The organism is Citrobacter sp. MGH103, from assembly GCF_001034475.2.
GTDB classification, from domain to species: domain Bacteria; phylum Pseudomonadota; class Gammaproteobacteria; order Enterobacterales; family Enterobacteriaceae; genus Citrobacter; species Citrobacter freundii.
Genome location: NZ_CP073043.1, coordinates 2,393,811 through 2,417,505, shown reverse-complemented (window position 1 = coordinate 2,417,505; position 23,695 = coordinate 2,393,811). Strand labels below are relative to the sequence as shown.

Below are 23,695 nucleotides of genomic sequence, written 5' to 3'. Positions count from 1 at the left end.
GTTACACGTGCCGTCGGGGATATTAAGATTCAGACTCAATGGGGCCTCAGTTGTCCATCGCTATGTTTAGGTCCTATACGACCTGCTTCTATCAGAATTTCTTCAATGAGTTCTTCGAGGCACTCCCTACCATGATGATCGCAGACCAGATGTACCTGCCGGGAAATCTCATCAGGTTTCATACCATCGCATAATGCCGCCTTCAGCATTAAGGTGGCCCATCGTTTTGCTTCAGAGTGAGTTAACATGACTCCTCCCGATATTTGCTACCTGTATAAGCGTAGCTGTCAGGATGTGATTCGGCTGGCTTTTTAACCACGTTGTCTTTACCGGCATGAGCTGAATGAAAATTATCCAGTTGTTGAAAACGCGTAATCTGCCCACACTAACCAGATATACGTTGGAATTATTCATTACGTCCATGACTATCAATAACTTTTTATATTTTGTAAAATAATTTGAATTGGATTAATGTGACGTCAAAATCACTGGAGAAAGTCTTATGAAACTCGCCATCTATAGTACAAAACAGTACGACAAGAAGTATCTGCAGCAGGTTAACGAGGCTTTTGGTTTTGAACTTGAATTCTTTGACTTTCTGTTGACGGAAAAAACAGCCAAAACCGCCCATGGCTGCGAAGCCGTGTGCATTTTCGTCAACGACGATGGTAGCCGCCCTGTTCTGGAAGAGCTGAAAAAGCATGGCGTGAAATATATCGCGCTACGTTGTGCCGGGTTCAACAACGTCGATCTCGACGCTGCAAAAGAGCTGGGTATGCAGGTCGTACGTGTGCCAGCCTATTCACCGGAAGCCGTCGCTGAGCATGCGATTGGCATGATGATGACGCTGAATCGCCGCATTCACCGCGCTTATCAGCGTACCCGTGATGCCAACTTCTCTCTTGAAGGGCTGACCGGCTTTACCATGTATGGCAAAACGGCTGGGGTGATCGGTACCGGTAAAATCGGTATTGCGGCCCTGCGGATCCTGAAAGGTTTTGGTATGCGCCTGCTGGCGTTTGATCCCTACCCAAGCGCTGCTGCGCTGGAGTTAGGTGTTGAATATGTCGATCTTAAAACGCTATTTGCCGAGTCCGATGTCATCTCTCTGCACTGCCCGTTAACACCGGAGAATTATCATCTGCTCAATCACGAAGCCTTTGAGCAAATGAAAAACGGCGTGATGGTGATTAACACCAGCCGCGGGGCGTTGATCGATTCGCAAGCCGCTATCGATGCGCTGAAAAACCAGAAAATTGGTTCTCTGGGTATGGACGTGTATGAAAACGAACGCGATCTGTTCTTTGAAGATAAATCCAATGACGTGATTCAGGATGATGTGTTCCGTCGCCTGTCGGCCTGTCATAACGTGCTGTTTACCGGGCATCAGGCGTTCCTGACCGCCGAAGCGTTAACCAGCATTTCTGAGACTACGCTACAGAATCTGGCACAAATCTCCAAAGGCGAAACCTGTCCAAACGCCCTCTTCTGATTTCCGTGCTCCCCTGGATTCAGGGGAGCATTTTCAGACAATCACCGATGATAAAACACTCAGTATCATTATTATATTGAATGTATTCCCGTCACAAACCCAGAGAAATAGAATGAAGAAAGTTGTCACGTTGATTGCGCTCAGCATGCTGATGGCTGGCTGTGTGAGCAATGGAAAAGTGTCCGTCAATCGCGAACAGTTGCAGCATCACCGCTTCGTTTTGCAGAGCGTCAATGGCAAGCCGGTAACCGTCGCCAATAACCCACCTGAATTAAGTTTCGGTGAAAATATGACAGTGTCGGGAAAAATGTGTAATCAGTTCCATGGTCAGGGCAAGCTGTCCGACGGTGAATTAAAAGTGAAAGACATGGCAATGACGCGCATGATGTGCGCCGATCCACAGCTTAACGCGCTCGACGGCATCGTCAGCGAGAAGTTTAAGCAAGGCGCACAGGTTGATCTGACTGCTGACCAGTTAACACTGGCTACGGCAGAACAAACGTTGACGTTTAAACTGGCAGATTTAATGTAGTAAAAGCAGTGGCTCAATAATTCCCACAGCTTCCGGCGGCAAGCGACTGCTCACTACAGCGTTTGCCGTTAGGTAATGCACACATGCCGATGGCAGAACCATCCAGTTGGCGTGCCACGGAGAGCGAACCTCCAATCATGGCGCAATTTGCCTCTCCAGAACTGGACATTGCGGCCTTCATCCCCGGTGCGACATGAGCGGCGGTTGCCTGCTGAACAGGTTCACTGCTGCACGCCGATAATAATAACGCGGCACACCCTACCCAAAACGCTGCGCGCATCTTACTCCCCTCTGAAAATTAACCAAACGACACAGCCATAAATAATAGGCAGCGGAAACATTGCCGTCGAGAGGCAAAATGCGCATTTATGCGTGCTGTTTACATTTTCTGGCAATTTTTTGGCTACTCCTTTGATCAAACCATTCATTCTGATTATTCCCAGGACACAAAAGCGAAAATCTGTCTTTAGCGCTTTTGCTAAAATAGAAAGATAACTACAGGATCCGCCGCGGTTACGCGGGTCCCTCTTTTTGCGCAATGTAAGGGTGTCAGTATGATCACAATTGACGGTAATGGTGCGGTTGCTTCAGTCGCATTTCGTACCAGCGAAGTTATCGCCATCTACCCGATTACGCCCAGTTCGACGATGGCTGAACAGGCAGATGCCTGGGCTGGAAACGGGCTTAAAAACGTCTGGGGAGATACCCCTCGCGTCGTAGAAATGCAGTCAGAAGGCGGCGCAATCGCGACCGTTCACGGTGCATTGCAGACCGGTGCGCTCTCTACGTCGTTTACCTCATCGCAGGGTCTGTTGCTGATGATCCCAACGCTGTACAAACTGGCCGGTCAGTTGACGCCATTTGTGCTGCACGTTGCCGCGCGTACCATTGCTACTCATGCGCTGTCTATCTTCGGTGACCATTCCGACGTAATGGCAGTGCGCCAGACAGGGTGCGCGATGCTGTGTGCCAGCAGCGTGCAGGAAGCACAGGACTTTGCGCTCATTTCACAAATGGCCACTCTGAAAAGTCGGGTTCCGTTTATTCATTTCTTTGATGGTTTCCGCACATCGCATGAAATCAATAAAATTGTGCCGCTGGCCGATGACACGATCCTCAGCCTGATGCCGCAAGCTGAAATTGATGCGCATCGTGCCCGCGCGCTGAACCCTGAACATCCCGTTATTCGCGGGACATCTGCGAACCCGGATACCTACTTCCAGTCGCGTGAAGCGACAAATCCCTGGTACAACGCGGTTTACGAAAACGTCGAACAGGCGATGAACGACTTCGCCGCGGCGACGGGCCGCCAGTATCAACCCTTTGAGTATTACGGTCATCCACAGGCGGAACGTGTCATTATCTTGATGGGTTCTGCAATTGGTACCTGCGAAGAAGTCGTCGAAGAGTTGCTTGCTCGTGGAGAGAAAGTTGGCGTCCTGAAAGTTCGGCTGTTCCGCCCATTCTCTGCCAAACATTTACTGCGCGCCCTGCCGGAAACCGTACGCAGCATCGCCGTTCTGGATCGCACTAAAGAGCCGGGTGCCCAGGCAGAACCGCTGTATCTGGATGTAATGACCGCGCTGGCGGAAGCCTTTAACTGCGGAGAGCGGGAAACCCTACCACGCGTAATTGGCGGGCGTTATGGCCTTTCTTCCAAAGAGTTTGGCCCGGACTGCGTCATGGCGGTCTTTACTGAGCTGAGTAGCGCGAAGCCGAAACCTCGCTTTACGGTTGGTATCTATGATGATGTCACCAACCTGTCACTACCGCTACCGGAAAACACCCTGCCCGGTACCGCGAAGCTCGAAGCGCTGTTCTACGGTCTGGGCAGTGACGGCAGCGTGTCGGCCACCAAAAATAATATCAAGATTATCGGTAACTCGACGCCATGGTATGCGCAGGGTTATTTCGTGTATGACTCAAAAAAAGCAGGCGGTCTGACGGTTTCTCACCTGCGCGTCAGCGAGCAGCCTATTCGATCAGCGTATCTGGTTTCACAAGCCGATTTTGTTGGCTGTCACCAGCTGCAATTTATCGATAAGTATCAGATGGCCGAGCGCCTGAAACCAGGCGGGATCTTCCTGCTTAATACGCCTTACAACGTGGATGAAGTCTGGGCGCGTTTGCCACAGGAAGTTCAGGCAGTACTGAATCAGAAGAAGGCCCGTTTCTACGTGATTAATGCGGCCAAAATCGCTCGCGAATGCGGTCTGGCAGCGCGTATTAACACCGTTATGCAAATGGCATTCTTCCATTTGACGCAAATCTTACCCGGCGACAGCGCGATGGTTGAATTGCAGGGTGCGATTGCGAAAAGCTATAGCAGTAAAGGTCAGGATCTGGTTGAACGTAACTGGCAGGCGCTGGCTCTGGCGCGTGAATCCGTCGCCGAAGTGGCACTCCAGCCAGTTGACCCGCACAGCGCTAACCGCCCACCAGTGGTTTCTGATGCCGCGCCGGATTTCGTGAAAACCGTTACCGCGGCAATGCTCGCCGGTCTGGGTGATGCTCTTCCCGTATCCGCGCTGCCGCCAGACGGCACCTGGCCAATGGGCACCACGCGTTGGGAAAAACGCAATATCGCCGAAGAGATCCCCATCTGGAAGGAAGAGCTGTGTACCCAGTGTAACCACTGCGTTGCCGCTTGCCCGCACTCGGCAATCCGCGCCAAAGTGGTTTCACCTGAAGCGATGGAAAACGCCCCTGCCAGCCTGCATTCTCTGGATGTGAAATCACGCGATATGCGCGGTCAGAAATATGTCCTGCAGGTTGCGCCTGAGGATTGCACCGGTTGTAATCTGTGCGTCGAAGTGTGTCCGGCGAAAGACAGGCAGAACCCGGAGATCAAGGCCATCAATATGATGTCGCGCCTTGAGCATGTTGAAGAAGAAAAAGTTAACTATGACTTCTTCCTCAATCTGCCGGAAATAGACCGCACTAAACTGGAACGCATTGATATTCGTACCTCGCAGTTGATAACGCCGCTGTTTGAATATTCCGGCGCCTGCTCGGGCTGTGGTGAAACGCCGTATATCAAACTGCTTACGCAGCTGTACGGCGACCGCATGCTGATCGCCAATGCGACTGGCTGTTCATCGATTTATGGCGGTAACCTGCCCTCAACACCGTATACCACCGACGCCAACGGTCGTGGGCCAGCGTGGGCAAACTCACTGTTTGAGGATAACGCCGAGTTCGGTCTGGGCTTCCGTCTGACGGTAGATCAGCACCGTGTGCGCGTTATGCGTTTATTGGAACAGTTTGCCGATAACATTCCGGCTGAACTGAATGACGCCCTGCACGCTGAAGCGACGCCAGAAGTACGCCGTGAACAAGTTGCCGCGTTGCGCCAGCACCTGAAAGATGTCGAAGGCGCACAGCAGCTGTTAACCGATGCCGACGCGCTGGTCGAGAAATCCATCTGGCTGATTGGCGGCGATGGCTGGGCTTACGATATTGGCTTTGGCGGCCTGGATCACGTCCTGAGTCTGACCGAGAACGTCAATATTCTGGTGCTGGATACTCAATGTTACTCCAACACGGGTGGACAAGCGTCGAAAGCCACGCCGCTCGGGGCTGTCACCAAATTTGGCGAACACGGCAAGCGCAAGGCGCGTAAAGATCTTGGCGTCAGTATGATGATGTACGGGCATGTTTATGTCGCGCAGATCTCTCTGGGCGCACAGTTGAACCAGACGGTGAAAGCGATTCAGGAAGCAGAAGCCTATCCGGGTCCGTCGCTGATTATCGCCTATAGCCCATGTGAGGAGCACGGTTACGATCTCGCGCTAAGCCACGATCAGATGCGCCAGCTGACGGCGACCGGATTCTGGCCGCTGTACCGCTTTGATCCGCGTCGTGCAGATGAAGGTAAATTGCCGCTGGCGCTGGACTCTCGCCCACCGTCAGACGCGCTGGCCGAAACATTGCTTAACGAGCAGCGCTTCCGCCGCCTGAATGCCCAACAGCCAGAAGTTGCTGAGCAGCTGTGGAAAGACGCCGCCGCCGATCTGCAAAAACGCTACGACTTCCTGGCCCAACTGGCAGGTAAAGCAGAAAAGAGCGGTGCCGAGTAATACATTTATCTCAGTATTTGCCTGGAACCAAAAAAAAAGCCCGAACAGTTGTTCGGGCTTGTCAATTTATTCGCTGGCTAATTAATAATTACCATCAATATACCAACGAAAAATAAAACGTGACAATAAAGGCATATAACACGCGCAGAATAGCCCAACAAAATTCAATTGTATAATTTTTATTTTATATATTTTCACGCAACACATTCATCGCAATTATCATCATTTCCGTAGAATTATTTATTTAAGGTTTTACTTAAGGCGTAACAATTCATATTTATCTCTTTACGGAACTTCTCCTTTAGCATGCTTTTACTCCCTACATGGGTAGTCACAGGTTAATAAAAAAACTAAAGGATTATTTCAATGAACAGAAAAGTACTGGCTCTCGTAATTCCTGCCCTGCTGGCTGCAGGCGCTGCTCACGCTGCTGAAGTTTATAATAAAGACGGCAACAAATTAGATCTCTACGGTAAAGTAGACGGCCTGCGTTATTTCTCTGATGATGCCAACAAAGATGGCGATCAGACTTATGTTCGTGGCGGCTTCAAAGGCGAAACTCAGATCAACGATATGCTCACCGGTTACGGTCAGTGGGAATATCAGGTCAATGCCAACACCACTGAAGGCAACCGCAACAATAATTTCACTCGTCTGGCCTTTGCCGGTCTGAAATTCGGCGACTACGGCTCATTCGACTACGGCCGTAACTACGGCGTACTGTACGACGTAGAAGGCTGGACCGATATGCTGCCTGAGTTCGGCGGTGACTCCTACACCTATGCTGATAACTTTATGACCGGCCGTGCTAACGGCGTAGCGACCTACCGTAACACTGACTTCTTCGGTCTGGTGAACGGTCTGAACTTTGCACTGCAGTATCAGGGCGCGAACGAGCAAGCGGGTGATGAGCAGGAAGGTACCGGTAACGGCAGCGATCGTAACGTGCAGAACTCTAACGGCGACGGTTTCGGTATCTCCTCTACCTACGATCTGGGTATGGGTGTAAGCTTCGGTGCGGCTTACTCGACTTCTGACCGTACTAACGATCAGGTTAACGCTGGTAAAGCTGGCGGCAACGTTGCCGGCGGTGATACAGCTGACGCATGGACTACCGGCCTGAAATACGATGCCAACAACATCTACCTGGCAACCATGTACTCCGAAACCCGTAACATGACTCCGTACGGCGACAGCGGCGTGGCGAACAAAACTCAGAACTTCGAAGTCACTGCACAGTACCAGTTCGACTTCGGTCTGCGTCCGGCTGTGTCTTTCCTGATGTCTAAAGGTAAAGACCTGAACGCTACCGACGGTGACAAAGACCTGGTTAAATATGCTGATATCGGCGCTACCTACTACTTCAACAAAAACATGTCCACCTATGTTGATTACAAAATCAACCTGCTGGACGAAGACGACAGCTTCTACACTCGTAACAACATCTCTACTGATGACGTAGTTGCATTAGGTCTGGTTTACCAGTTCTAATCCGTCAGCCCGCTGGCAACAGCGGGCTATCCTTTCTTTGATAACCAATCTGTTTTATCCAGATCGAAATATTATATCTATTGTATTAAAACACGCCTTTGATAGATGATATCTTGCATTAAGACCTGTAGTAGAGGATACCTGCAATGAATCATCATCCTGTAAAATCATCCCGTATTGCATCCGTCGGCTATGACGAATCCTCTCACACGCTGGAAATTCGCTTTCACCAATTGGCTACCCTGCAATATCAGCCTGTCCCTGCCCGTATTTTTCGTGATTTCCTGAGCGTGGTCTCGAAAGGTCGATTTTACGACGGCGTAATAAAAGGCAAGTTTCCTGAAATCAAAATAAAGTGATGCCAAAATGTGATCTTTGTCATTGTACATAAAGTGCCATTACGCGGTAAGCTTTAGGTGGATACTTAAACAGGAGGTTTTATGAACAGAACGATTCTTGTACCCATCGATATTTCAGACTCAGAATTAACTCAACGCGTTATTGCCCATGTTGAAGCAGAGGCCAAAATTGACGATGCGCAGGTCCATTTTCTGACCGTAATTCCGTCACTGCCCTATTACGCTTCTCTGGGACTGGCCTACTCGGCAGAGTTACCGGCCATGGACGATCTGAAAGCCGAAGCAAAATCTCAACTGGAAGAGATTATCAAGAAGTTCAATATCCCAACGGACAGAGTGCACATTCATGTCGCAGAAGGTGCGCCGAAAGATAAGATTCTGGAGATCGCCAAAAAATTACCGGCTGATATGGTCATTATTGCCTCACACCGACCTGACATCACCACCTACCTGCTGGGCTCTAACGCCGCAGCAGTAGTGCGTCATGCGGAGTGTTCGGTACTGGTAGTCCGCTAAGCTTTCAGGCCCGCACATCGCTGCGGGCTTTTTGTTTCTACCACTTATACCCCACGATTCCTGTCCTAAATGTGCTGACATTTTTCCCGCTTATCCGTACCATACACGCCACAGTTTTTATATCAGACTTCTTTTGCCGGACTATCCGGCGTGATGCATACTCTTCTGATGCCACACTATGAATTGAGCCTCTATTAAATGTCGCAAAATCAAGATATTAGCAAGAAAGAACAATACAACCTGAACAAATTGCAAAAACGTCTGCGTCGTAACGTGGGCGAAGCCATTGCCGACTTCAATATGATCGAAGACGGCGATCGCATTATGGTGTGTCTTTCCGGCGGGAAAGACAGCTATACCATGCTGGAGATCCTGCGTAATTTACAGCAAAGCGCCCCGATCAGTTTTTCCTTGGTTGCCGTTAACCTCGATCAAAAACAACCCGGCTTCCCAGAGCACATTCTGCCGGAGTATCTGGAACAGCTGGGCGTTGAGTACAAGATTGTCGAAGAAAACACTTACGGGATCGTCAAAGACAAAATCCCTGAAGGCAAAACGACCTGCTCGCTCTGCTCTCGCCTGCGTCGCGGCATTCTGTACCGTACGGCAACCGAGTTAGGTGCCACCAAGATTGCACTCGGCCACCATCGCGACGACATCCTGCAAACGCTGTTTTTAAACATGTTCTACGGCGGAAAAATGAAAGGTATGCCGCCGAAGCTGATGAGTGATGACGGTAAGCACATCGTGATCCGCCCGCTGGCTTACTGCCGTGAGAAAGATATCGAGCGCTTCTCCGAAGCGAAAGGTTTCCCGATTATTCCGTGCAATCTGTGTGGCTCACAGCCTAACCTGCAGCGTCAGGTCATTGCTGACATGCTGCGTGACTGGGACAAACGCTATCCAGGTCGGATTGAAACCATGTTCAGTGCGATGCAGAACGTTGTGCCTTCACATCTGAGCGATATCAATCTGTTCGATTTTAAAGGCATTAAGCACGGTTCAGAGGTTGTGGACGGCGGTGATTTAGCGTTCGATCGTGAAGAGATCCCGCTGCAGCCTGCGGGTTGGCAGCCAGAAGAAGATGATGCTCAACTGGATGAGTTACGCCTGAACGTGGTGGAAGTGAAATAAGTCGATTATGTAAACGCCCTATCAGGCCTACAACGAGCATATACCCGTTGTAGGCCTGATAAGCGGAGCGCCATCAGGCACTCCAATGGGTATTTATTTCAATAAACGAACTCGGCAAGTCTTGCCTTTAATCTTACCGTTTTGCAATTGTTTCCACGCCTTGTGCGCTATGTTCTGGCGAACGGCGACATAGACGTGTGCCGGATGAACGGCAATTTTGCCGATATCGGCACTATCCAGGCCAATATCACCGGTCAGAGCCCCCAGAACATCACCAGGACGCATTTTAGCCTTTTTGCCACCATCAATGCATAACGTCGCCATCTCTGCTTCCAGCGGCAGGATTGACATGTTTGTTGGCGCTGGCAGCCAGTTCAGCTTCAATTGCAGCATTTCAGAAAGAATATTGGCACGCTGTGCTTCTTCCGGCGCACAGAAACTAATCGCCAGACCGCTGTTACCGGCTCGCGCGGTACGTCCGATACGATGGACATGAACCTCCGGATCCCACGCCAGTTCAAAGTTAACCACCAATTCGAGTGATTTAATATCCAGGCCACGCGCAGCGACATCGGTGGCAACCAGAACGCGTGCGCTGCCGTTGGCAAAACGCACCAGCGTCTGGTCGCGATCGCGCTGTTCCAGATCGCCATGCAGTGAAAGTGCGCTTTGCCCCGCCGCATTCAATGCGTCACACACGGCCTGACAGTCTTTTTTGGTGTTGCAAAAAACGACGCATGAAGCAGGCTGATGCTGGCTGAGCAATTTTTGCAGCAGCGGAATTTTTCCGTGGCTGGAGGTTTCGAAAAACTGCTGTTCAATCGCCGGTAACGCATCGACCGTATCAATTTCAATGGTTAATGGATTTTGTTGCACCCGGCCACTGATGGCGGCAATGGCTTCCGGCCAGGTCGCAGAAAACAGCAAGGTCTGGCGAGAAGCTGGTGCAAAGCGAATGACATCATCAATTGCATCGCTAAAGCCCATATCCAGCATGCGGTCGGCTTCATCCATAACCAGCGTATTCAAGGCTTCCAGAGAAACGGTGCCTTTTTGCAGGTGGTCGAGTAAACGCCCCGGCGTGGCGACAATAATATGAGGTGCATGCTGCAGAGAGTCACGCTGTGCACCAAAAGGCTGCCCACCGCACAGCGTTAAGATCTTGGTGTTTGGCAGAAAGCGCGCTAAACGACGCAGTTCACCCGCCACCTGGTCGGCAAGCTCTCGGGTTGGGCACAGCACCAGAGACTGCGTCTGAAACAGCGCGGCATCAATATGCTGTAATAGCCCAAGACCAAAAGCAGCCGTTTTGCCACTGCCGGTTTTAGCCTGCACGCGAACATCTTTACCCGCCAGGATTGCCGGTAATGCAGCAGCCTGAACAGGCGTCATTTCAAGATAACCCAGCTCGTTAAGGTTCTCGAGTTGAGCAGCAGGTAAAACATTCAGGGTTGAAAAAGCGGTCACAATTTAATCTCGCGGTAAAAACTCACATTCAGCAGGCGCGTATCCTCGCAGATCTACGCCTACGATGCGACAATTTAATAGGTTCTTCATCCGGCGGCGGATCCGGCATTGGCTGCGGACGAGGAATGGGATCGGGAATGGGAACCGGGTCAGTCGGGAGCGAATCCGTGTGCGCAGTTGCAATCAGACAGGTCATATACTCCTCCAGTCATTCAGGTTGACTCTTTTAGGGTAGACGCTGATTTCCTGCAGGCAAAAAAAAGCCGACTAATCTAAGTCGGCGTCGTACGAATCAATTGTGCTATGCAGTAATTCAAAAAAGGAAGTAAGACAATATGGAGCGCAACGCCCATCGCTTGACGTTGCATTCACCTGCGAGAGAGATATTGCCCCGAATAGGTAGATGGTTTATTGACCTCGCTCAAAATTCAGGACGTTTTCATGCGCAAAAGTCACTAAAAAACGTTGTTGTTACAACCATTTACTACGATGCAACCATAAAGTAACACCACCAATCAGGACCACTAACAGAATACAAAAAAGTGAGAAACCGAACTGCCAACCACCGCCAGGGATACCGCCGAGGTTAACGCCGAAAAGCCCGGTTAAGAATGTGCTGGGAAGAAAAACCATTGCCATCAATGACATTGTATACGTTCGGCGAGCCAGAGACTCCTGCATCACCTGCGCAATTTCATCCGCCATGATACCGGTCCTGGCAATACAGGCATCGATTTCATCCAGTCCTCTCCCCAACCTGTCAGCGATATCCTGCATCCGTCGCCGATGGTCGTCAGTCATCCAGGACAACCGTTCGCTCGCCAGGCGGGCATAGACATCACGCTGTGGCGCCATATAACGGCGCATCACAATTAACTGCTTACGCAGTAATGCCAGGAAGCCACGCGGCGGGATCTGCTGATCGAGCAGGTTATCTTCCAGATCGATAATTTTGTCGTGCAACTGTTCGATAAATTCACTGGCATGATCGGTCAGCGCATCACAAACATCCACCAGCCAACCGCCACATTCAGCTGGCCCTGTACCTTCCTGGAGGTCGCTGACCACGTCATCCAGTGCCAGCACTTTGCGCTGACGCGTTGAGACAATCAGACGCTCATCCATATATAAACGCATCGCTACCAGTTGGTCAGGCCGCTCGTCGGTGCTACCGTTGATACAGCGCAGCGTAATTAACGTACCTTCTCCTACCCTGCTGACACGCGGGCGCGTGCTTTCACCCGCCAGCGCATCACGCACGTTATTGGGGAGTAAGGGCGTTGTCGCCAGCCATTGCGCACTTTCAGGATGAGTATAATTAAGATGCAGCCAGCAGGGATGCTGAGTGTCGATAACATCGTTATCTTCCAGTGGTTTCACCCCACCACGCCCATCCAACAGCCAGGCAAACACGGCATCCGGCACATTAACATCCGTTCCCTTAATGGCTTCCACAGCGCCTCCACAAACATTCAGCTTTTTTCGTTAGTCTAGCCGTCAGAATATGTTAAGCAATATCTCATTGTCCCATTGTGCTGAAATGACTCATAAAAGTATCTGATAACAAAAAAAGCGCCGACAAATGTGGCGCTTGTTACGAGGCACCCTGTTAAGCCCGCTGGCGTCTCTCAGATTCAAAAGCGTGACTTAAACGAAACTTGTGCGTTCGCGACTGGAGGTCAGTCACTTGATTTTTTAGAATATCCGAAGAGTCAGACAGCTCATCCACCATAATGGCGTTACTCTGGGTAACGTTTTCCAGTTCCGCGAGCGCATGAGTAATACTGATGATCCCTTTCTCCTGCTCCTGCGTAGTGGTTAATATCTCGCCCATCAGTTGGTTTAATTGCCCGGCGCCACCAACAATATCCTGCATATTTTTTTCAGCTTCACGCACAATAGCCGCGCCTTGCTGAACGTTTTCATGAGTTTGGGCAATCAGATGTTTAATATTCTTAGCGGCATCTGCGCTACGGTGCGCGAGCATTCGTACCTCTCCGGCCACCACGGAAAAACCTTTACCATGTTCTCCCGCTCTCGCCGCTTCTACGGCGGCATTCAATGCCAGAATATTTGTCTGGAATGCAATACCATCTATCAGGGTAATAATTTCTGTCATCTGCTGGGCGCACTCGGTGATCGACTGCATATTGGTTGCGACCTGCACCATTAAATCACCGCCCTGCCGGGCAGATAGTGTTGCAATATTGGCCTTAGCACTCGCCATTTGCGTATTCTCTGCATTGTTACGCGTGCTGACCGCTATTTCATCCATGTTGGCAGCCGTTTGCATTAATGCTCCGGATTGCTGCTCTGTTTTTACTGATAACTCAGCGCTGCGTTCCGCGAGCTGTTCAGAGAGCGCCATCGCCGTTTGCGAAGATGTTCTGATCTCATTAACGAGTGTTGAAATATTACTTGATAAACTATTAATGCCCGGTATTAATCTCCCCGCACAGTTATTACCAAACTCTGGAATGCTAATCGCCAGATTCCCGGAGGTTACCTCCTCAATGCTTCTTTTAACCGTATTAATTGGCACAACCAAATATTTCGTCATGTACCACCACAAACATAATATAGAAGTAAAACTGACCAAATTAGTTCCAATGATAATTACCGGGGGAGCAGAAAATATCATTTCAAAAACATTCAGAGCGACCGCCGTAATGAGCAGAAATAAAATAATAAAGGTTCTGACGCTAATATTATTTAACATTTTAGTCCTGTGCGCTAAGAAATAACGTGGATATTATTTTTTATAGCATCTGCAATGCAGATTTCCATAACGCGGAGACGAAAGACGAACTTTCAATGAGAGTCTGCAATCCTTTCACTTAAGACAGGCAATCACACTATTAATTTACATTAACCAGGTGTTTTATCCTGCAAAGGATGATGCCGGCGCTTGTCGTTAGATTATTGTGATAGCAAGCACGTCGTGTACATAAAATGCACAGAATTATAAATCTGATGAATATTTGTATAAGTAAAGGTCTATCATTTTCGATGTTTGTCCCTTCCCTCTAATAGTCATTGTAAAAACACAAGAACATCCCAGGTTTTATCAGGTTAACTGGACAAAACCTGCTAAATTTATCATCACGTCTTTTTTTTGATAGGTAGTAAGATGTTGCACGTGTCGTGGGACCCTGTATTGATTGGGATTTCCTTTATTGTCGCGTTTATTGCCTCCTTTATTGCTCTCGACAGCGCGGGCAAAGTGGCAATTTCCAGCAGACGTGAATCTACCTTCTGGCGACTCTCTGGCGGTACTACGCTGGGTATGGGGATCTGGTCGATGCATTTTATCGGTATGCTGGCCATGAAAATGAGTATGCCAATAAATTACCATTTATCCCTCACCGCGTTTTCGTTCTTTATTGCGCTCATTTCTGCGACAGTCGCCATCAATATCGCCATTTCTGGTAATACGCTATCAACAAAACGCCTTCTCATTGCTACCAGCATATTAAGTGCCGGTGTTGTTACAATGCACTACGTTGGTATGTATGCCGTTATTGAACATGTGGCTATAACCTGGGATCGCTCGCTGATCCTGCTCTCCGTGATTATTGCCGTCGCTGCGTCTGGCGTGGGTTTGTGGCTGGCCTTTCACTTACGCCAAAATAGCCGTCGAGCGCTAATAAATCGGCTTATTGCTGCCTTTATTATGGCGCTGGCAATAGCCTCTATGCATTACACCGGTATGGGAGCCGCTACGTTCACCCATTTTGGACACACTGCGCACGATGGTCTCAGCACGCTGGAACTTTCTATCTGGGTCTGCGCCGTCACGCTTTTTATTTTGGGGATCATGCTGGTGGTTTCGATGGTGGATTCGCAACTCCGTACCTCCCGACTGGCTGACAATCTGCATCAGTTGAACTGCCAGCTTGAACATCAGGTTCACTTCGACGCGCTGACCGGTCTCGCTAATCGTACGCAAATAGACACCTGCTTACTGGCCTGCCTGCGGCATTCTAAACTGCATCAGCAGCATTTCGCGTTGGTATTTATCGACCTCGATCGTTTTAAAGTCGTTAACGATACCTGGGGACATCACATTGGCGATCAGCTACTGATAGCCAGTACACAGCGAATCTTCACTTGCCTTGATGACTCAATGACGCTGGCAAGACTGGGGGGCGATGAATTTATCCTGCTGGTTCCAGACTGCAACCAGCAGGATATCTCCGCCCTGCTGACGCGGATTGCCGATGTGATCGGTGAACCCTTTACCTTGTTCGAACATACCATTCGGGTTTCGTTAAGTGCGGGGAGCAGTATTTACCCTGAGCATGGCTCAACGCTGCATGAGCTAAAAGTGAAGGCCGATATGGCGATGTATCATGTCAAACAGGCGGGCAGAAACGGCTGGGCTATTTATCATCCGGAAATGGAAGCTATCGCGGATACACCGCCGACATTTTTACAAGAATTGTCGCAAGCGCTTGAACGCAACCAGTTTGAGCTATGGTATCAGCCTAAATATACCGCTGGAGATCATTCCCTGACCGGTTTTGAAGCATTATTACGCTGGCATCATCCGGAACGCGGCATGCTGCTGCCAGCCGAATTTCTTTCTGCGTTGGAAGATACGGGCCTGATTATTCCCGTTGGGAAATGGGTTATCCAGCAGGCATGCCTGCAGTTGCATCAATGGAAATTACAGGGAAATACAGAATGGACGCTCGCCGTTAACCTCTCACCCGCCCAGTTTGAACAGCATGATATTATTGATGTTGTTTGTAATGCCCTGGCGCAGTATCAACTGTCACCTGCCTGCCTCACGCTGGAACTCACTGAAAGCACCGCCCTTAAAAATTTGAAACGCAGTGTGGAAGTCCTGAATGCTTTTTCTGCTTTGGGGATCACCGTATCTATTGATGATTTCGGTACAGGTTATTCAAATATATTGATGCTGAAGTCTCTTCCGGCGCGCGAATTAAAAATTGACAGGATATTTGTCAAAGATATCAGCGAGAACAGCAAAAACACAAAAATTGTGTCTACCATTATTGACATAGCTCACTCCATGAATATGCGTGTGGTGGCAGAAGGAATAGAAACCCAGGAACAGGAAATACTCCTTACTCAGATGGGGTGTAGCATGCTGCAAGGTTTCTTGTTTGCAAAACCGCTGCCAGCACATAAGATTCATGAATTGATACAACAAGAAAACAGCATCAAGCAAAAGCCAGTTAGACCCCCCTTGTCTCACCGACAATCAATAACATTGTGAGACGTAATATCTAAAAATATTCGCCATTTAACAGGCAACACAGCAGATAAAAATAACGGGATTATCGATGAGCACAACCGAGCTGCATTCACTGGATTTATTAACCATTCCGGTGTGGATTGTTTTGCCACATACCGAAGAGCTGGTGTTCGCTAATAACGTTGCACGGGAGCTAATGCAGGGTCTCTGTTTTTCCCCGCTCCGCAAGGGAACATTTTCAACGCATGCTCAAAATGATTTAACTATGTATCTCAGCGACTTGAGAAATCATCACCATGTAGTGGAAATTCTCACGGTTTACCGCGACGGTGAAGAGATTGCGATGGCAAGTCGCCTTTCCATTAAACCCCTACCAGGCATGGGTGAAGTCATCCTTTTCGAAGGCATTGAGACGCCTACTGCACAGGGTCTGAAAGCGAGCCGTTCAGCAACCTATCAGCGGAAAAAGCAGGGATTTTATGCACGCTTCTTCCAGACTAATTCCGCGCCAATGTTACTTATTGATCCGTCACGCGATGGGTTGATCGTGGATGCAAACCTCAGTGCGCTCAATTTTTATGGATACACTCATGATGTGATGTGTCAGAAACATACATGGGAAATCAATATGCTGGGCCGCCATATACTTCCGGTGATGCATGAAATCGCCCATCTGCCCGGCGGCCATAAACCTTTGCATTTTGTCCATAAACTGGCTGATGGGACTTCCCGTCATGTGCAAACCTACGCCGGACCGATCGAAATTTACGGTAATAAACTGATGTTGTGCATTATTCATGACATTACCGAACAAAAGCGGCTGGAACAGGAGCTGGAGCGTGCGGCCCTGCGAGATGTTTTAACGGGATTACTTAACCGCCGACATTTTTATCAGGTAACCGAACCGGAACAGACGCATGCGATATCATTGACGCAGGACTACAGCCTGTTGTTGATCGATACGGATCGCTTTAAAAGCATTAACGATCTGTTTGGCCATTTAAAAGGCGACGAAGTGCTTTGTGCTCTGGCACGCACCCTGGAATCCTGTGCGCGAAAAGACGATCTTATTTTTCGCTGGGGTGGTGAAGAATTTGTGCTGCTCCTGCCGCGAACGTCGCTGGATGTCGCTCTCAACCTCGCAGAAGTGATCCGTGCGACGGTGGCAAAGGTGACTCTCCCTGGCCTTCCCCGCTTTACCGTCAGCATTGGTGTAGCACGGCACGAAACAAATGAAAGTATCGATGAGTTATTCAAACGTGTTGACGACGCGTTGTACAAAGCCAAGAACGAAGGCAGGAACAGAGTGCTGGCCGCCTGATGTTTACGTCGTTCAGCGACTACGTTTAGCGTGACGCTCCCAGTTATCCTGTTTTGCCTGCGCGGTTTTACGCAATGCCACATAGCATGCCCCGCTGCCGCCGTGATGCGGCAGTGCGGCGCAGTATGCTTGCACGTCGTCAAATTCCGTCAACCAGCGCGCTACGTAGCTGCGAATAATATTGGCATGAGAATTATCGTCACGTCCCTTGCCGTGTATCACCAGCACGTTACGCAACCCTTCTTGCTGCGCCTGCATAATAAAGCTAAAGAGCATCTGACGACATGTTTCAACAGGTTGGCGAATAAGATTAAGACTCGCCTGCTGCGGGTATTTTCCGTTTCGCAGTTTGTCAGTCACACCGTTCTGTAAACCTTCGCGACGAAACTCGAGCGGCACACTTAACGGGACAATATCGAGAAATCCTGTCGAGAGAAAATTATCCAGTTGAAGCGTATCGATACGCGCCGGAGTGCGAAGATTGCGCATGGGCTGCCAGTGTACATCGGTATGGCTTTTCAGCGGTTGAACATCCCCCATAGCGTCAAGAAACAACGATGCATCATCAAGGTTCATGTTTCATCCTCCAGCGTATTGCGACGGGCATTATCATAACCGCGCACTATTATACCGACAACTATACCGGTAACGGTTTACGGTTATTTCCAATAATTAACCGGATCCGTCGCGCTGAACCGATCTACTCACGACAAGTTGATATCCATTTTTAGAGGTATAGCTGCGACGGTCACTGGCGTGATAATGTGTAGCCTCGCCTGAATGCTGTAATGAGAGAAACGGATGCTTAACTTACTGGAAGACACCATCGACACGCCGCTGGGCCCGCTGTGGGTTATTTGTGATGAGCAATTTCGCCTGCGCGCAGTGGAATGGGATCAGCACAGCGATCGCATGGAACAATTGCTGGATATTCATTACCGCACAGAAGGTTATCAGCGCATTACCGCCAAAAACCCAGGTGGATTAAGCGACAAACTCGCTGAGTATTTTGCCGGAAACCTCAGCATCATTGACACGCTGGAAACAGCAACCGCTGGGACGCCTTTCCAGCGTGAAGTCTGGCAAGCGTTACGCACTATCCCCTGCGGGCAGGTCATGCATTATGGTCAACTGGCCGAACAGTTGGGACGCCCCGGTGCTGCAAGAGCCGTCGGCGCAGCTAATGGCTCCAATCCAGTAAGCATTGTGGTCCCCTGCCATCGCGTCATTGGACGTAACGGCACCATGACCGGATATGCCGGTGGCGTACAACGAAAAGAGTGGTTATTGCGTCACGAAGGTTATTTGCTACTCTAGATTCCAGGCAATTAATGCCTTATCCATCACACTTCCGCATAATGTGACCACAAATTAATTGTGGTTAATCAAGCAGATACAAACATTCACTCCAGTTATGCCTGAATTATTCTCTATTGGGAGTAGCTCAGGCTTACGTGCTCACCAAAAAGATGTTAAAATTGACAAATATCAATTACGGCTTGAGCAGACCTATGATCCCGGAAAAGCGAATTATACGGCGCATTCAGTCTGGCGGTTGTGCTATCCATTGCCAGGATTGCAGCATCAGCCAGCTTTGCATCCCGTTCACACTTAACGAGCATGAGCTTGACCAGCTCGATAACATCATCGAGCGCAAAAAGCCTATCCAAAAGGGGCAGACGCTCTTTAAAGCAGGTGATGAGCTTAAATCACTCTATGCTATCCGCTCCGGAACGATTAAAAGCTATACCATTACCGAACAAGGCGATGAGCAGATTACTGGCTTCCATCTGGCGGGCGATCTGGTCGGTTTTGACGCGATTGGCAGCGGACATCACCCGAGCTTTGCTCAGGCGCTGGAAACCTCAATGGTATGCGAAATTCCTTTCGAAACCCTTGATGACCTGTCCGGCAAAATGCCAAATCTGCGTCAGCAGATGATGCGTCTGATGAGTGGCGAAATCAAAGGCGACCAGGATATGATCCTGTTGTTGTCGAAGAAAAACGCTGAAGAGCGCCTGGCGGCCTTTATCTACAATTTGTCTCGTCGCTTTGCCCAGCGTGGATTCTCGCCTCGTGAATTCCGCCTGACCATGACCCGTGGCGACATCGGTAACTACCTCGGTCTGACGGTTGAAACCATCAGCCGCCTGCTGGGTCGTTTCCAGAAAAGCGGTATGCTGGCGGTGAAAGGCAAATACATCACTATTGAGAATAGCGACGCGCTGGCAGTTCTTGCTGGCCATACGCGTAACGTAGCGTAATCTTTCCGCAAGCATCTCTGTTATCCTTCTGTCAAATCGCTAAATTATCCCGATTTATTGATCTGGCAGGAGGTTATTCCCTGTTTCAAACCACATTATTGGGTTACTCTTTTAGTTACAAACTGCGATGACAGTTGTAAGGAGACCCTGTATGGCTATGTATAAAAATATGCTGGTCGTCATCGACCCGAACCAGGACGATCAACCAGCATTACGGCGAGCTGTTTATTTGCATCAACGGATTGGTGGCAAAATTAAAGCCTTTTTGCCGATCTATGACTTTTCCTATGAGATGACTACCCTGCTGTCGCCCGATGAGCGTACGGCAATGCGTCAGGGGGTTATCAGCCAGCGAAGTGCATGGATACGTGAACAAGCGAAATACTATATCGAAGCAGGGATCCCTCTGGAGATTAAAGTGGTCTGGCATAACCGACCCTTTGAAGCCATCATCCAGGAAGTCATCAGCGCCAAGCATGACCTGGTCCTCAAGATGGCGCACCAACACGACCGCCTCGAAGCCGTAATATTTACGCCAACCGACTGGCATTTATTGCGTAAATGTCCAAGTCCGGTATGGATGGTGAAAGACCAGCCATGGCCTGAAGGGGGTAAAGCACTGGTTGCAGTAAACCTCGCCAGTGAAGAGGCTTATCACAACGCGCTCAATGAAAAACTGGTCAAAGAGACGCTACAGCTTGCAGAACAGGTTAACCATACCGAAGTGCATCTGGTAGGCGCCTACCCTGTTACGCCAATCAACATCGCGATTGAACTGCCTGAATTTGATCCCAGCGTTTACAACGACGCAATCCGTGGACAGCATCTGCTGGCCATGAAGGCGCTACGCCAGAAATTCAGTATTGATGAGAAAGTGACGCACGTTGAAAAAGGCTTACCTGAAGAGGTCATTCCTGATTTAGCCGAGCACCTACAGGCAGGTATTGTGGTATTGGGGACCGTCGGACGTACCGGTATTTCTGCCGCGTTCCTTGGTAATACCGCGGAACAGGTTATCGATCATCTACGCTGTGACCTGCTGGTCATCAAGCCAGATGAATATCAGACGCCAGTTGAACTGGACGACGAAGAAGACGATTAACCACATAATAAAATGCCGGATGGCGATATCATCCGGCATTTTAAACGCCTAGTGTTGCTCCTCGCCGCCGAGGAAATAGATACCAAGCGGGATAGCCAACAGAATCGTAAACACCATGCTGTAGACACAAATCATTGCAGATTGAATGGCATACATTGAAGCGGTCCAGTCGGATAGCGGAATGTCATACTGTTCAATAACGCCGCCGATCGTCGCGCGCGTCACGACCGACGCTGCGATAATAAACACTCCAAGCAGGCACAACAAAAATTTCCGTCCCTTCGCTGTTTTCAGCTTAGCCATGATCATAGTACTGTCCTTTTGCAGATGAAAACCTTGTTACTTTGCGCTAACAATACCATGACATCAACTGACTGTCTGCTACATAAACCGCATACAGGGTTGACGTCAGCACTATTTCGCTGAAAATAACGCTGATTGCATTATTTATCTCTCCTTTTGATTAATGATCTGACCGCCCTAACTGAGTAAAATATCCGGGGATTAAGATGTCAGATGATATTTAGATAACATGGAGTTGCCAGGAAGAATCATGATCGCTGAACTGTTTATGAATAATGCGTTTAATTTGACGGTAATTCTCAGTTGCTGTGCCGCGCTGGTCCTGATGAGCGTCTGGTATCATCGTGGAGAGCGTCGCTGCAAAGGATTCATATTTCATGCCGCACAATTTTTTGTCTATGCCATTATCATTGGGACGTTTGGCAGCATTGCTAATAACGTTATCGAAAGTTACAGCCTGAAATTTATCTCCCCCAGCGTGGTCGACTTTATCTGCACCTCATTGATTGCGTTAATCCTGACGATCAAACTTTTTCTGGTGATTAATCAGTTTGAAAAGACGCAGATTAATAAAGGCAGAGATATCACCAGCGCGAGGATCCTGTCGCGTATCATCAAGATTACCATCGTGGTTGCCATCATTTTACTGTATGGCGAACACTTCGGTATGAGCTTATCCGGCCTGTTAACCTTTGGCGGCATTGGCGGTATCGCTGTGGGTATGGCGGGGAAAGATATTCTGAGCAACTTCTTCTCAGGCATTATGCTCTATTTCGACAGACCGTTTAGCATCGGCGACTGGATCCGCTCCCCGGACCGCAATATTGAAGGCACAGTGGCCGAAATTGGCTGGCGAATGACTAAAATAAACACCTTCGACCATCGTCCGTTGTATGTGCCAAACTCGATTTTCTCCTCCATCAGCGTAGAAAATCCAGGGCGCATGACCAACCGGCGTATTAAAACGGTGATCGGGTTACGATATGAGGATGCCGATAAAGTCGGTGCTGTTGTCGAGTCGGTCAGAGAAATGCTGCAAAACCATCCAGGAATAGACCAGAAACAAACTCTGTTGGTCTATTTTAATGAATTTGCCGATTCATCGTTGAATATCATGGTGTATTGCTTCACGAAAACCACCGTCTGGAAGGAATGGCTCGCGGTACAGCAAGACGTTTATTTAAAGATTATCACGATAGTCCAGGCAAATGGCGCCGACTTTGCGTTCCCCAGCCAGACGCTGTATATGGATAATCCTGAAGCATCGCCGTCGACACACTAACAAAAAAAAGACGCGGAAGTCCGCGTCTTTTTTGTACTTATTTCAATGAGGCAATATCAATTACAAAGCGGTATTTCATATCGCTTTTCAACATCCGCTGCCAGGCATGATTAATATCCTGAATATTGATCACTTCGACATCGGCGGTAATACCATGCTGACCGCAAAAATCGAGCATCTCTTGCGTTTCGGCAATACCGCCAATAACTGAACCCGCCACAGACCTACGTCCAAGGATCAGGGGAACCGTATTCAGAAACGGATCCAACGCACCGAGATAACCAACCAGCACCAGCGTACCGCTTAGTGCCAGGGTTGGGATATACGGGTTCAGGTCATGAACGTAGGGCACAGTATCGATAATCAGATCAAACTGATTCGCTGTCGCTTTCATCTGCTCACTGTCAGTGGAAAGCACAACATGACTGGCACCCAAACGTCTGGCATCAGCTTCTTTGCCCGGTGAACGCGTAAACAGCGTAACTTCCGCGCCCAGTGCATTTGCAAGTTTGATTGCCATATGCCCAAGTCCACCCAGACCGACAACCGCGACTTTACTGCCCTCGCCTACCTGCCAGTGGCGCAGAGGCGACCATGTCGTGATCCCGGCGCAGAGCAGCGGTGCCGCACCGCGTAAATCGATCCCTTCAGGAACCTTCACCACAAACTTTTCAGTAACGACAATTTTGTCAGAATAGCCGCCGAAAGTGGGCAGACCGTCATGACGGTCGATATCGTTATACGTTAGCGTGTTGCCTTCTTCGCAATATTGTTCCAGCCCTTGTTCACAGGCGCTACAGTGTTGACATGAATCAACCATGCAGCCTACCCCTGCGAGATCGCCCACGTTGAATTTCGTTACCGATTTACCAACATGCACCACGCGGCCAATGATTTCATGCCCTGGTACCATCGGATATTTAGCACCGCCCCAATCGTTGTAGGCGTTGTGGATATCCGAGTGGCAAACACCACTGTATAAAATATCGATAACCACATCATCTTCACGCGGGTCACGACGAACAAAACTATGGGGGACTAAATCTTCTTTCACTGCCAGAGCAGCATAACCCTTCACGTTCATGACCATTGAGATCTCCTCAGGGATTAGGTGTTACCAGAACCAGCA

At 49.3% G+C, this 23,695-nt stretch carries 21 protein-coding genes; 13 read left to right on the top strand and 8 right to left on the bottom strand.

The features are described 5' to 3' along the window. The first annotated feature begins 502 nt into the window (after positions 1 to 502). Both SK33_RS11705 and hslJ read left to right on the top strand, forming a co-directional pair. Complete coding sequence (locus SK33_RS11705) at positions 503 to 1,492, top strand: 2-hydroxyacid dehydrogenase (protein WP_003020354.1); 990 nt, start codon at positions 503 to 505, stop codon at positions 1,490 to 1,492. A 112-nt stretch (positions 1,493 to 1,604) separates the two neighbouring features. Continuing rightward, a complete protein-coding gene (gene hslJ / locus SK33_RS11700) occupies positions 1,605 to 2,024 on the top strand; it encodes a heat shock protein HslJ (RefSeq protein WP_048217801.1) in 420 nt (139 codons plus the stop codon). A 13-nt stretch (positions 2,025 to 2,037) separates the two neighbouring features. On the opposite strand, the gene SK33_RS11695 is transcribed toward hslJ, so the two are convergent. Further along, on the bottom strand, positions 2,038 to 2,304 hold the full coding sequence (locus SK33_RS11695) for a putative hemolysin (RefSeq protein ID WP_003020360.1): 267 nt from the start codon (positions 2,302 to 2,304) through the stop codon (positions 2,038 to 2,040). A gap of 274 nt (positions 2,305 to 2,578) precedes the next feature. Here SK33_RS11695 and nifJ point away from each other — a divergent pair, with 274 nt between their 5' ends. The 5 genes from nifJ to ttcA all read left to right on the top strand — a co-directional run bounded on the left by nifJ (position 2,579) and on the right by ttcA (position 9,603). Beyond that, the gene (nifJ, locus tag SK33_RS11690; protein WP_048217803.1) at positions 2,579 to 6,103 is read left to right on the top strand and encodes a pyruvate:ferredoxin (flavodoxin) oxidoreductase; all 3,525 of its coding nucleotides are present in this window, start codon (positions 2,579 to 2,581) and stop codon (positions 6,101 to 6,103) included. Positions 6,104 to 6,469: 366 nt separating this feature from the next. Then, a complete protein-coding gene (gene ompC, locus SK33_RS11685; RefSeq protein ID WP_003020364.1) occupies positions 6,470 to 7,594 on the top strand; it encodes a porin OmpC in 1,125 nt (374 codons plus the stop codon). Between the two features lie 146 nt (positions 7,595 to 7,740). Next, complete coding sequence (locus SK33_RS11680) at positions 7,741 to 7,953, top strand: KTSC domain-containing protein (protein ID WP_003020366.1); 213 nt, start codon at positions 7,741 to 7,743, stop codon at positions 7,951 to 7,953. Between the two features lie 81 nt (positions 7,954 to 8,034). Beyond that, the gene (gene uspF, locus SK33_RS11675) at positions 8,035 to 8,469 is read left to right on the top strand and encodes a universal stress protein UspF (RefSeq protein WP_003020369.1); all 435 of its coding nucleotides are present in this window, start codon (positions 8,035 to 8,037) and stop codon (positions 8,467 to 8,469) included. 198 nt (positions 8,470 to 8,667) lie between these two features. Then, positions 8,668 to 9,603: a tRNA 2-thiocytidine(32) synthetase TtcA gene (ttcA, locus tag SK33_RS11670; protein WP_003833209.1), complete on the top strand. Its 936-nt coding sequence runs from the start codon at positions 8,668 to 8,670 to the stop codon at positions 9,601 to 9,603. 93 nt (positions 9,604 to 9,696) lie between these two features. On the opposite strand, the gene dbpA is transcribed toward ttcA, so the two are convergent. The 4 genes from dbpA to SK33_RS11655 form a co-directional block, all read right to left on the bottom strand. Further along, positions 9,697 to 11,070: an ATP-dependent RNA helicase DbpA gene (gene dbpA, locus SK33_RS11665; RefSeq protein ID WP_048217805.1), complete on the bottom strand. Its 1,374-nt coding sequence runs from the start codon at positions 11,068 to 11,070 to the stop codon at positions 9,697 to 9,699. A gap of 28 nt (positions 11,071 to 11,098) precedes the next feature. Beyond that, positions 11,099 to 11,266, bottom strand: coding sequence for a proline-rich small protein YnaL (gene ynaL / locus SK33_RS26660; RefSeq protein WP_008322343.1), 168 nt, complete (start codon positions 11,264 to 11,266; stop codon positions 11,099 to 11,101). A gap of 275 nt (positions 11,267 to 11,541) precedes the next feature. Further along, complete coding sequence (gene zntB, locus SK33_RS11660) at positions 11,542 to 12,525, bottom strand: zinc transporter ZntB (RefSeq protein WP_048217806.1); 984 nt, start codon at positions 12,523 to 12,525, stop codon at positions 11,542 to 11,544. 154 nt (positions 12,526 to 12,679) lie between these two features. Continuing rightward, positions 12,680 to 13,789 carry a methyl-accepting chemotaxis protein gene (locus SK33_RS11655; RefSeq protein ID WP_048217809.1) on the bottom strand — a complete coding sequence of 370 codons (1,110 nt, stop codon included), beginning with the start codon at positions 13,787 to 13,789 and terminating at the stop codon, positions 12,680 to 12,682. Positions 13,790 to 14,200: 411 nt separating this feature from the next. Between SK33_RS11655 and SK33_RS11650 the strand changes: the two genes are divergently transcribed. Together SK33_RS11650 and SK33_RS11645 are read left to right on the top strand one after the other, a co-directional pair. Beyond that, the gene (locus SK33_RS11650) at positions 14,201 to 16,315 is read left to right on the top strand and encodes a putative bifunctional diguanylate cyclase/phosphodiesterase (protein ID WP_048217811.1); all 2,115 of its coding nucleotides are present in this window, start codon (positions 14,201 to 14,203) and stop codon (positions 16,313 to 16,315) included. Between the two features lie 67 nt (positions 16,316 to 16,382). After that, a complete protein-coding gene (locus tag SK33_RS11645; RefSeq protein WP_003020387.1) occupies positions 16,383 to 17,615 on the top strand; it encodes a sensor domain-containing diguanylate cyclase in 1,233 nt (410 codons plus the stop codon). A gap of 12 nt (positions 17,616 to 17,627) precedes the next feature. Here SK33_RS11645 and smrA read toward each other — a convergent pair whose 3' ends face one another. Beyond that, positions 17,628 to 18,191 carry a DNA endonuclease SmrA gene (gene smrA / locus SK33_RS11640; RefSeq protein WP_003020390.1) on the bottom strand — a complete coding sequence of 188 codons (564 nt, stop codon included), beginning with the start codon at positions 18,189 to 18,191 and terminating at the stop codon, positions 17,628 to 17,630. 225 nt (positions 18,192 to 18,416) lie between these two features. Here smrA and ogt point away from each other — a divergent pair, with 225 nt between their 5' ends. The 3 genes from ogt to uspE all read left to right on the top strand — a co-directional run bounded on the left by ogt (position 18,417) and on the right by uspE (position 20,981). After that, on the top strand, positions 18,417 to 18,932 hold the full coding sequence (gene ogt / locus SK33_RS11635; protein WP_003020394.1) for a methylated-DNA--[protein]-cysteine S-methyltransferase: 516 nt from the start codon (positions 18,417 to 18,419) through the stop codon (positions 18,930 to 18,932). 194 nt (positions 18,933 to 19,126) lie between these two features. Further along, the gene (gene fnr, locus SK33_RS11630) at positions 19,127 to 19,879 is read left to right on the top strand and encodes a fumarate/nitrate reduction transcriptional regulator Fnr (RefSeq protein ID WP_003020397.1); all 753 of its coding nucleotides are present in this window, start codon (positions 19,127 to 19,129) and stop codon (positions 19,877 to 19,879) included. A 151-nt stretch (positions 19,880 to 20,030) separates the two neighbouring features. Continuing rightward, the gene (uspE, locus tag SK33_RS11625) at positions 20,031 to 20,981 is read left to right on the top strand and encodes a universal stress protein UspE (RefSeq protein WP_003020400.1); all 951 of its coding nucleotides are present in this window, start codon (positions 20,031 to 20,033) and stop codon (positions 20,979 to 20,981) included. Positions 20,982 to 21,029: 48 nt separating this feature from the next. Here the strand turns inward: uspE and SK33_RS11620 are convergent, their stop codons facing one another. After that, positions 21,030 to 21,290, bottom strand: coding sequence for a DUF2534 family protein (locus tag SK33_RS11620; protein ID WP_003020403.1), 261 nt, complete (start codon positions 21,288 to 21,290; stop codon positions 21,030 to 21,032). Positions 21,291 to 21,534: 244 nt separating this feature from the next. On the opposite strand from SK33_RS11620, the gene SK33_RS11615 reads away from it, so the two are divergent. After that, complete coding sequence (locus tag SK33_RS11615; protein WP_003843943.1) at positions 21,535 to 22,566, top strand: mechanosensitive ion channel family protein; 1,032 nt, start codon at positions 21,535 to 21,537, stop codon at positions 22,564 to 22,566. Positions 22,567 to 22,603: 37 nt separating this feature from the next. Here the strand turns inward: SK33_RS11615 and SK33_RS11610 are convergent, their stop codons facing one another. After that, on the bottom strand, positions 22,604 to 23,656 hold the full coding sequence (locus SK33_RS11610) for an NAD(P)-dependent alcohol dehydrogenase (protein WP_048217812.1): 1,053 nt from the start codon (positions 23,654 to 23,656) through the stop codon (positions 22,604 to 22,606). Positions 23,657 to 23,695: the final 39 nt, after the last annotated feature.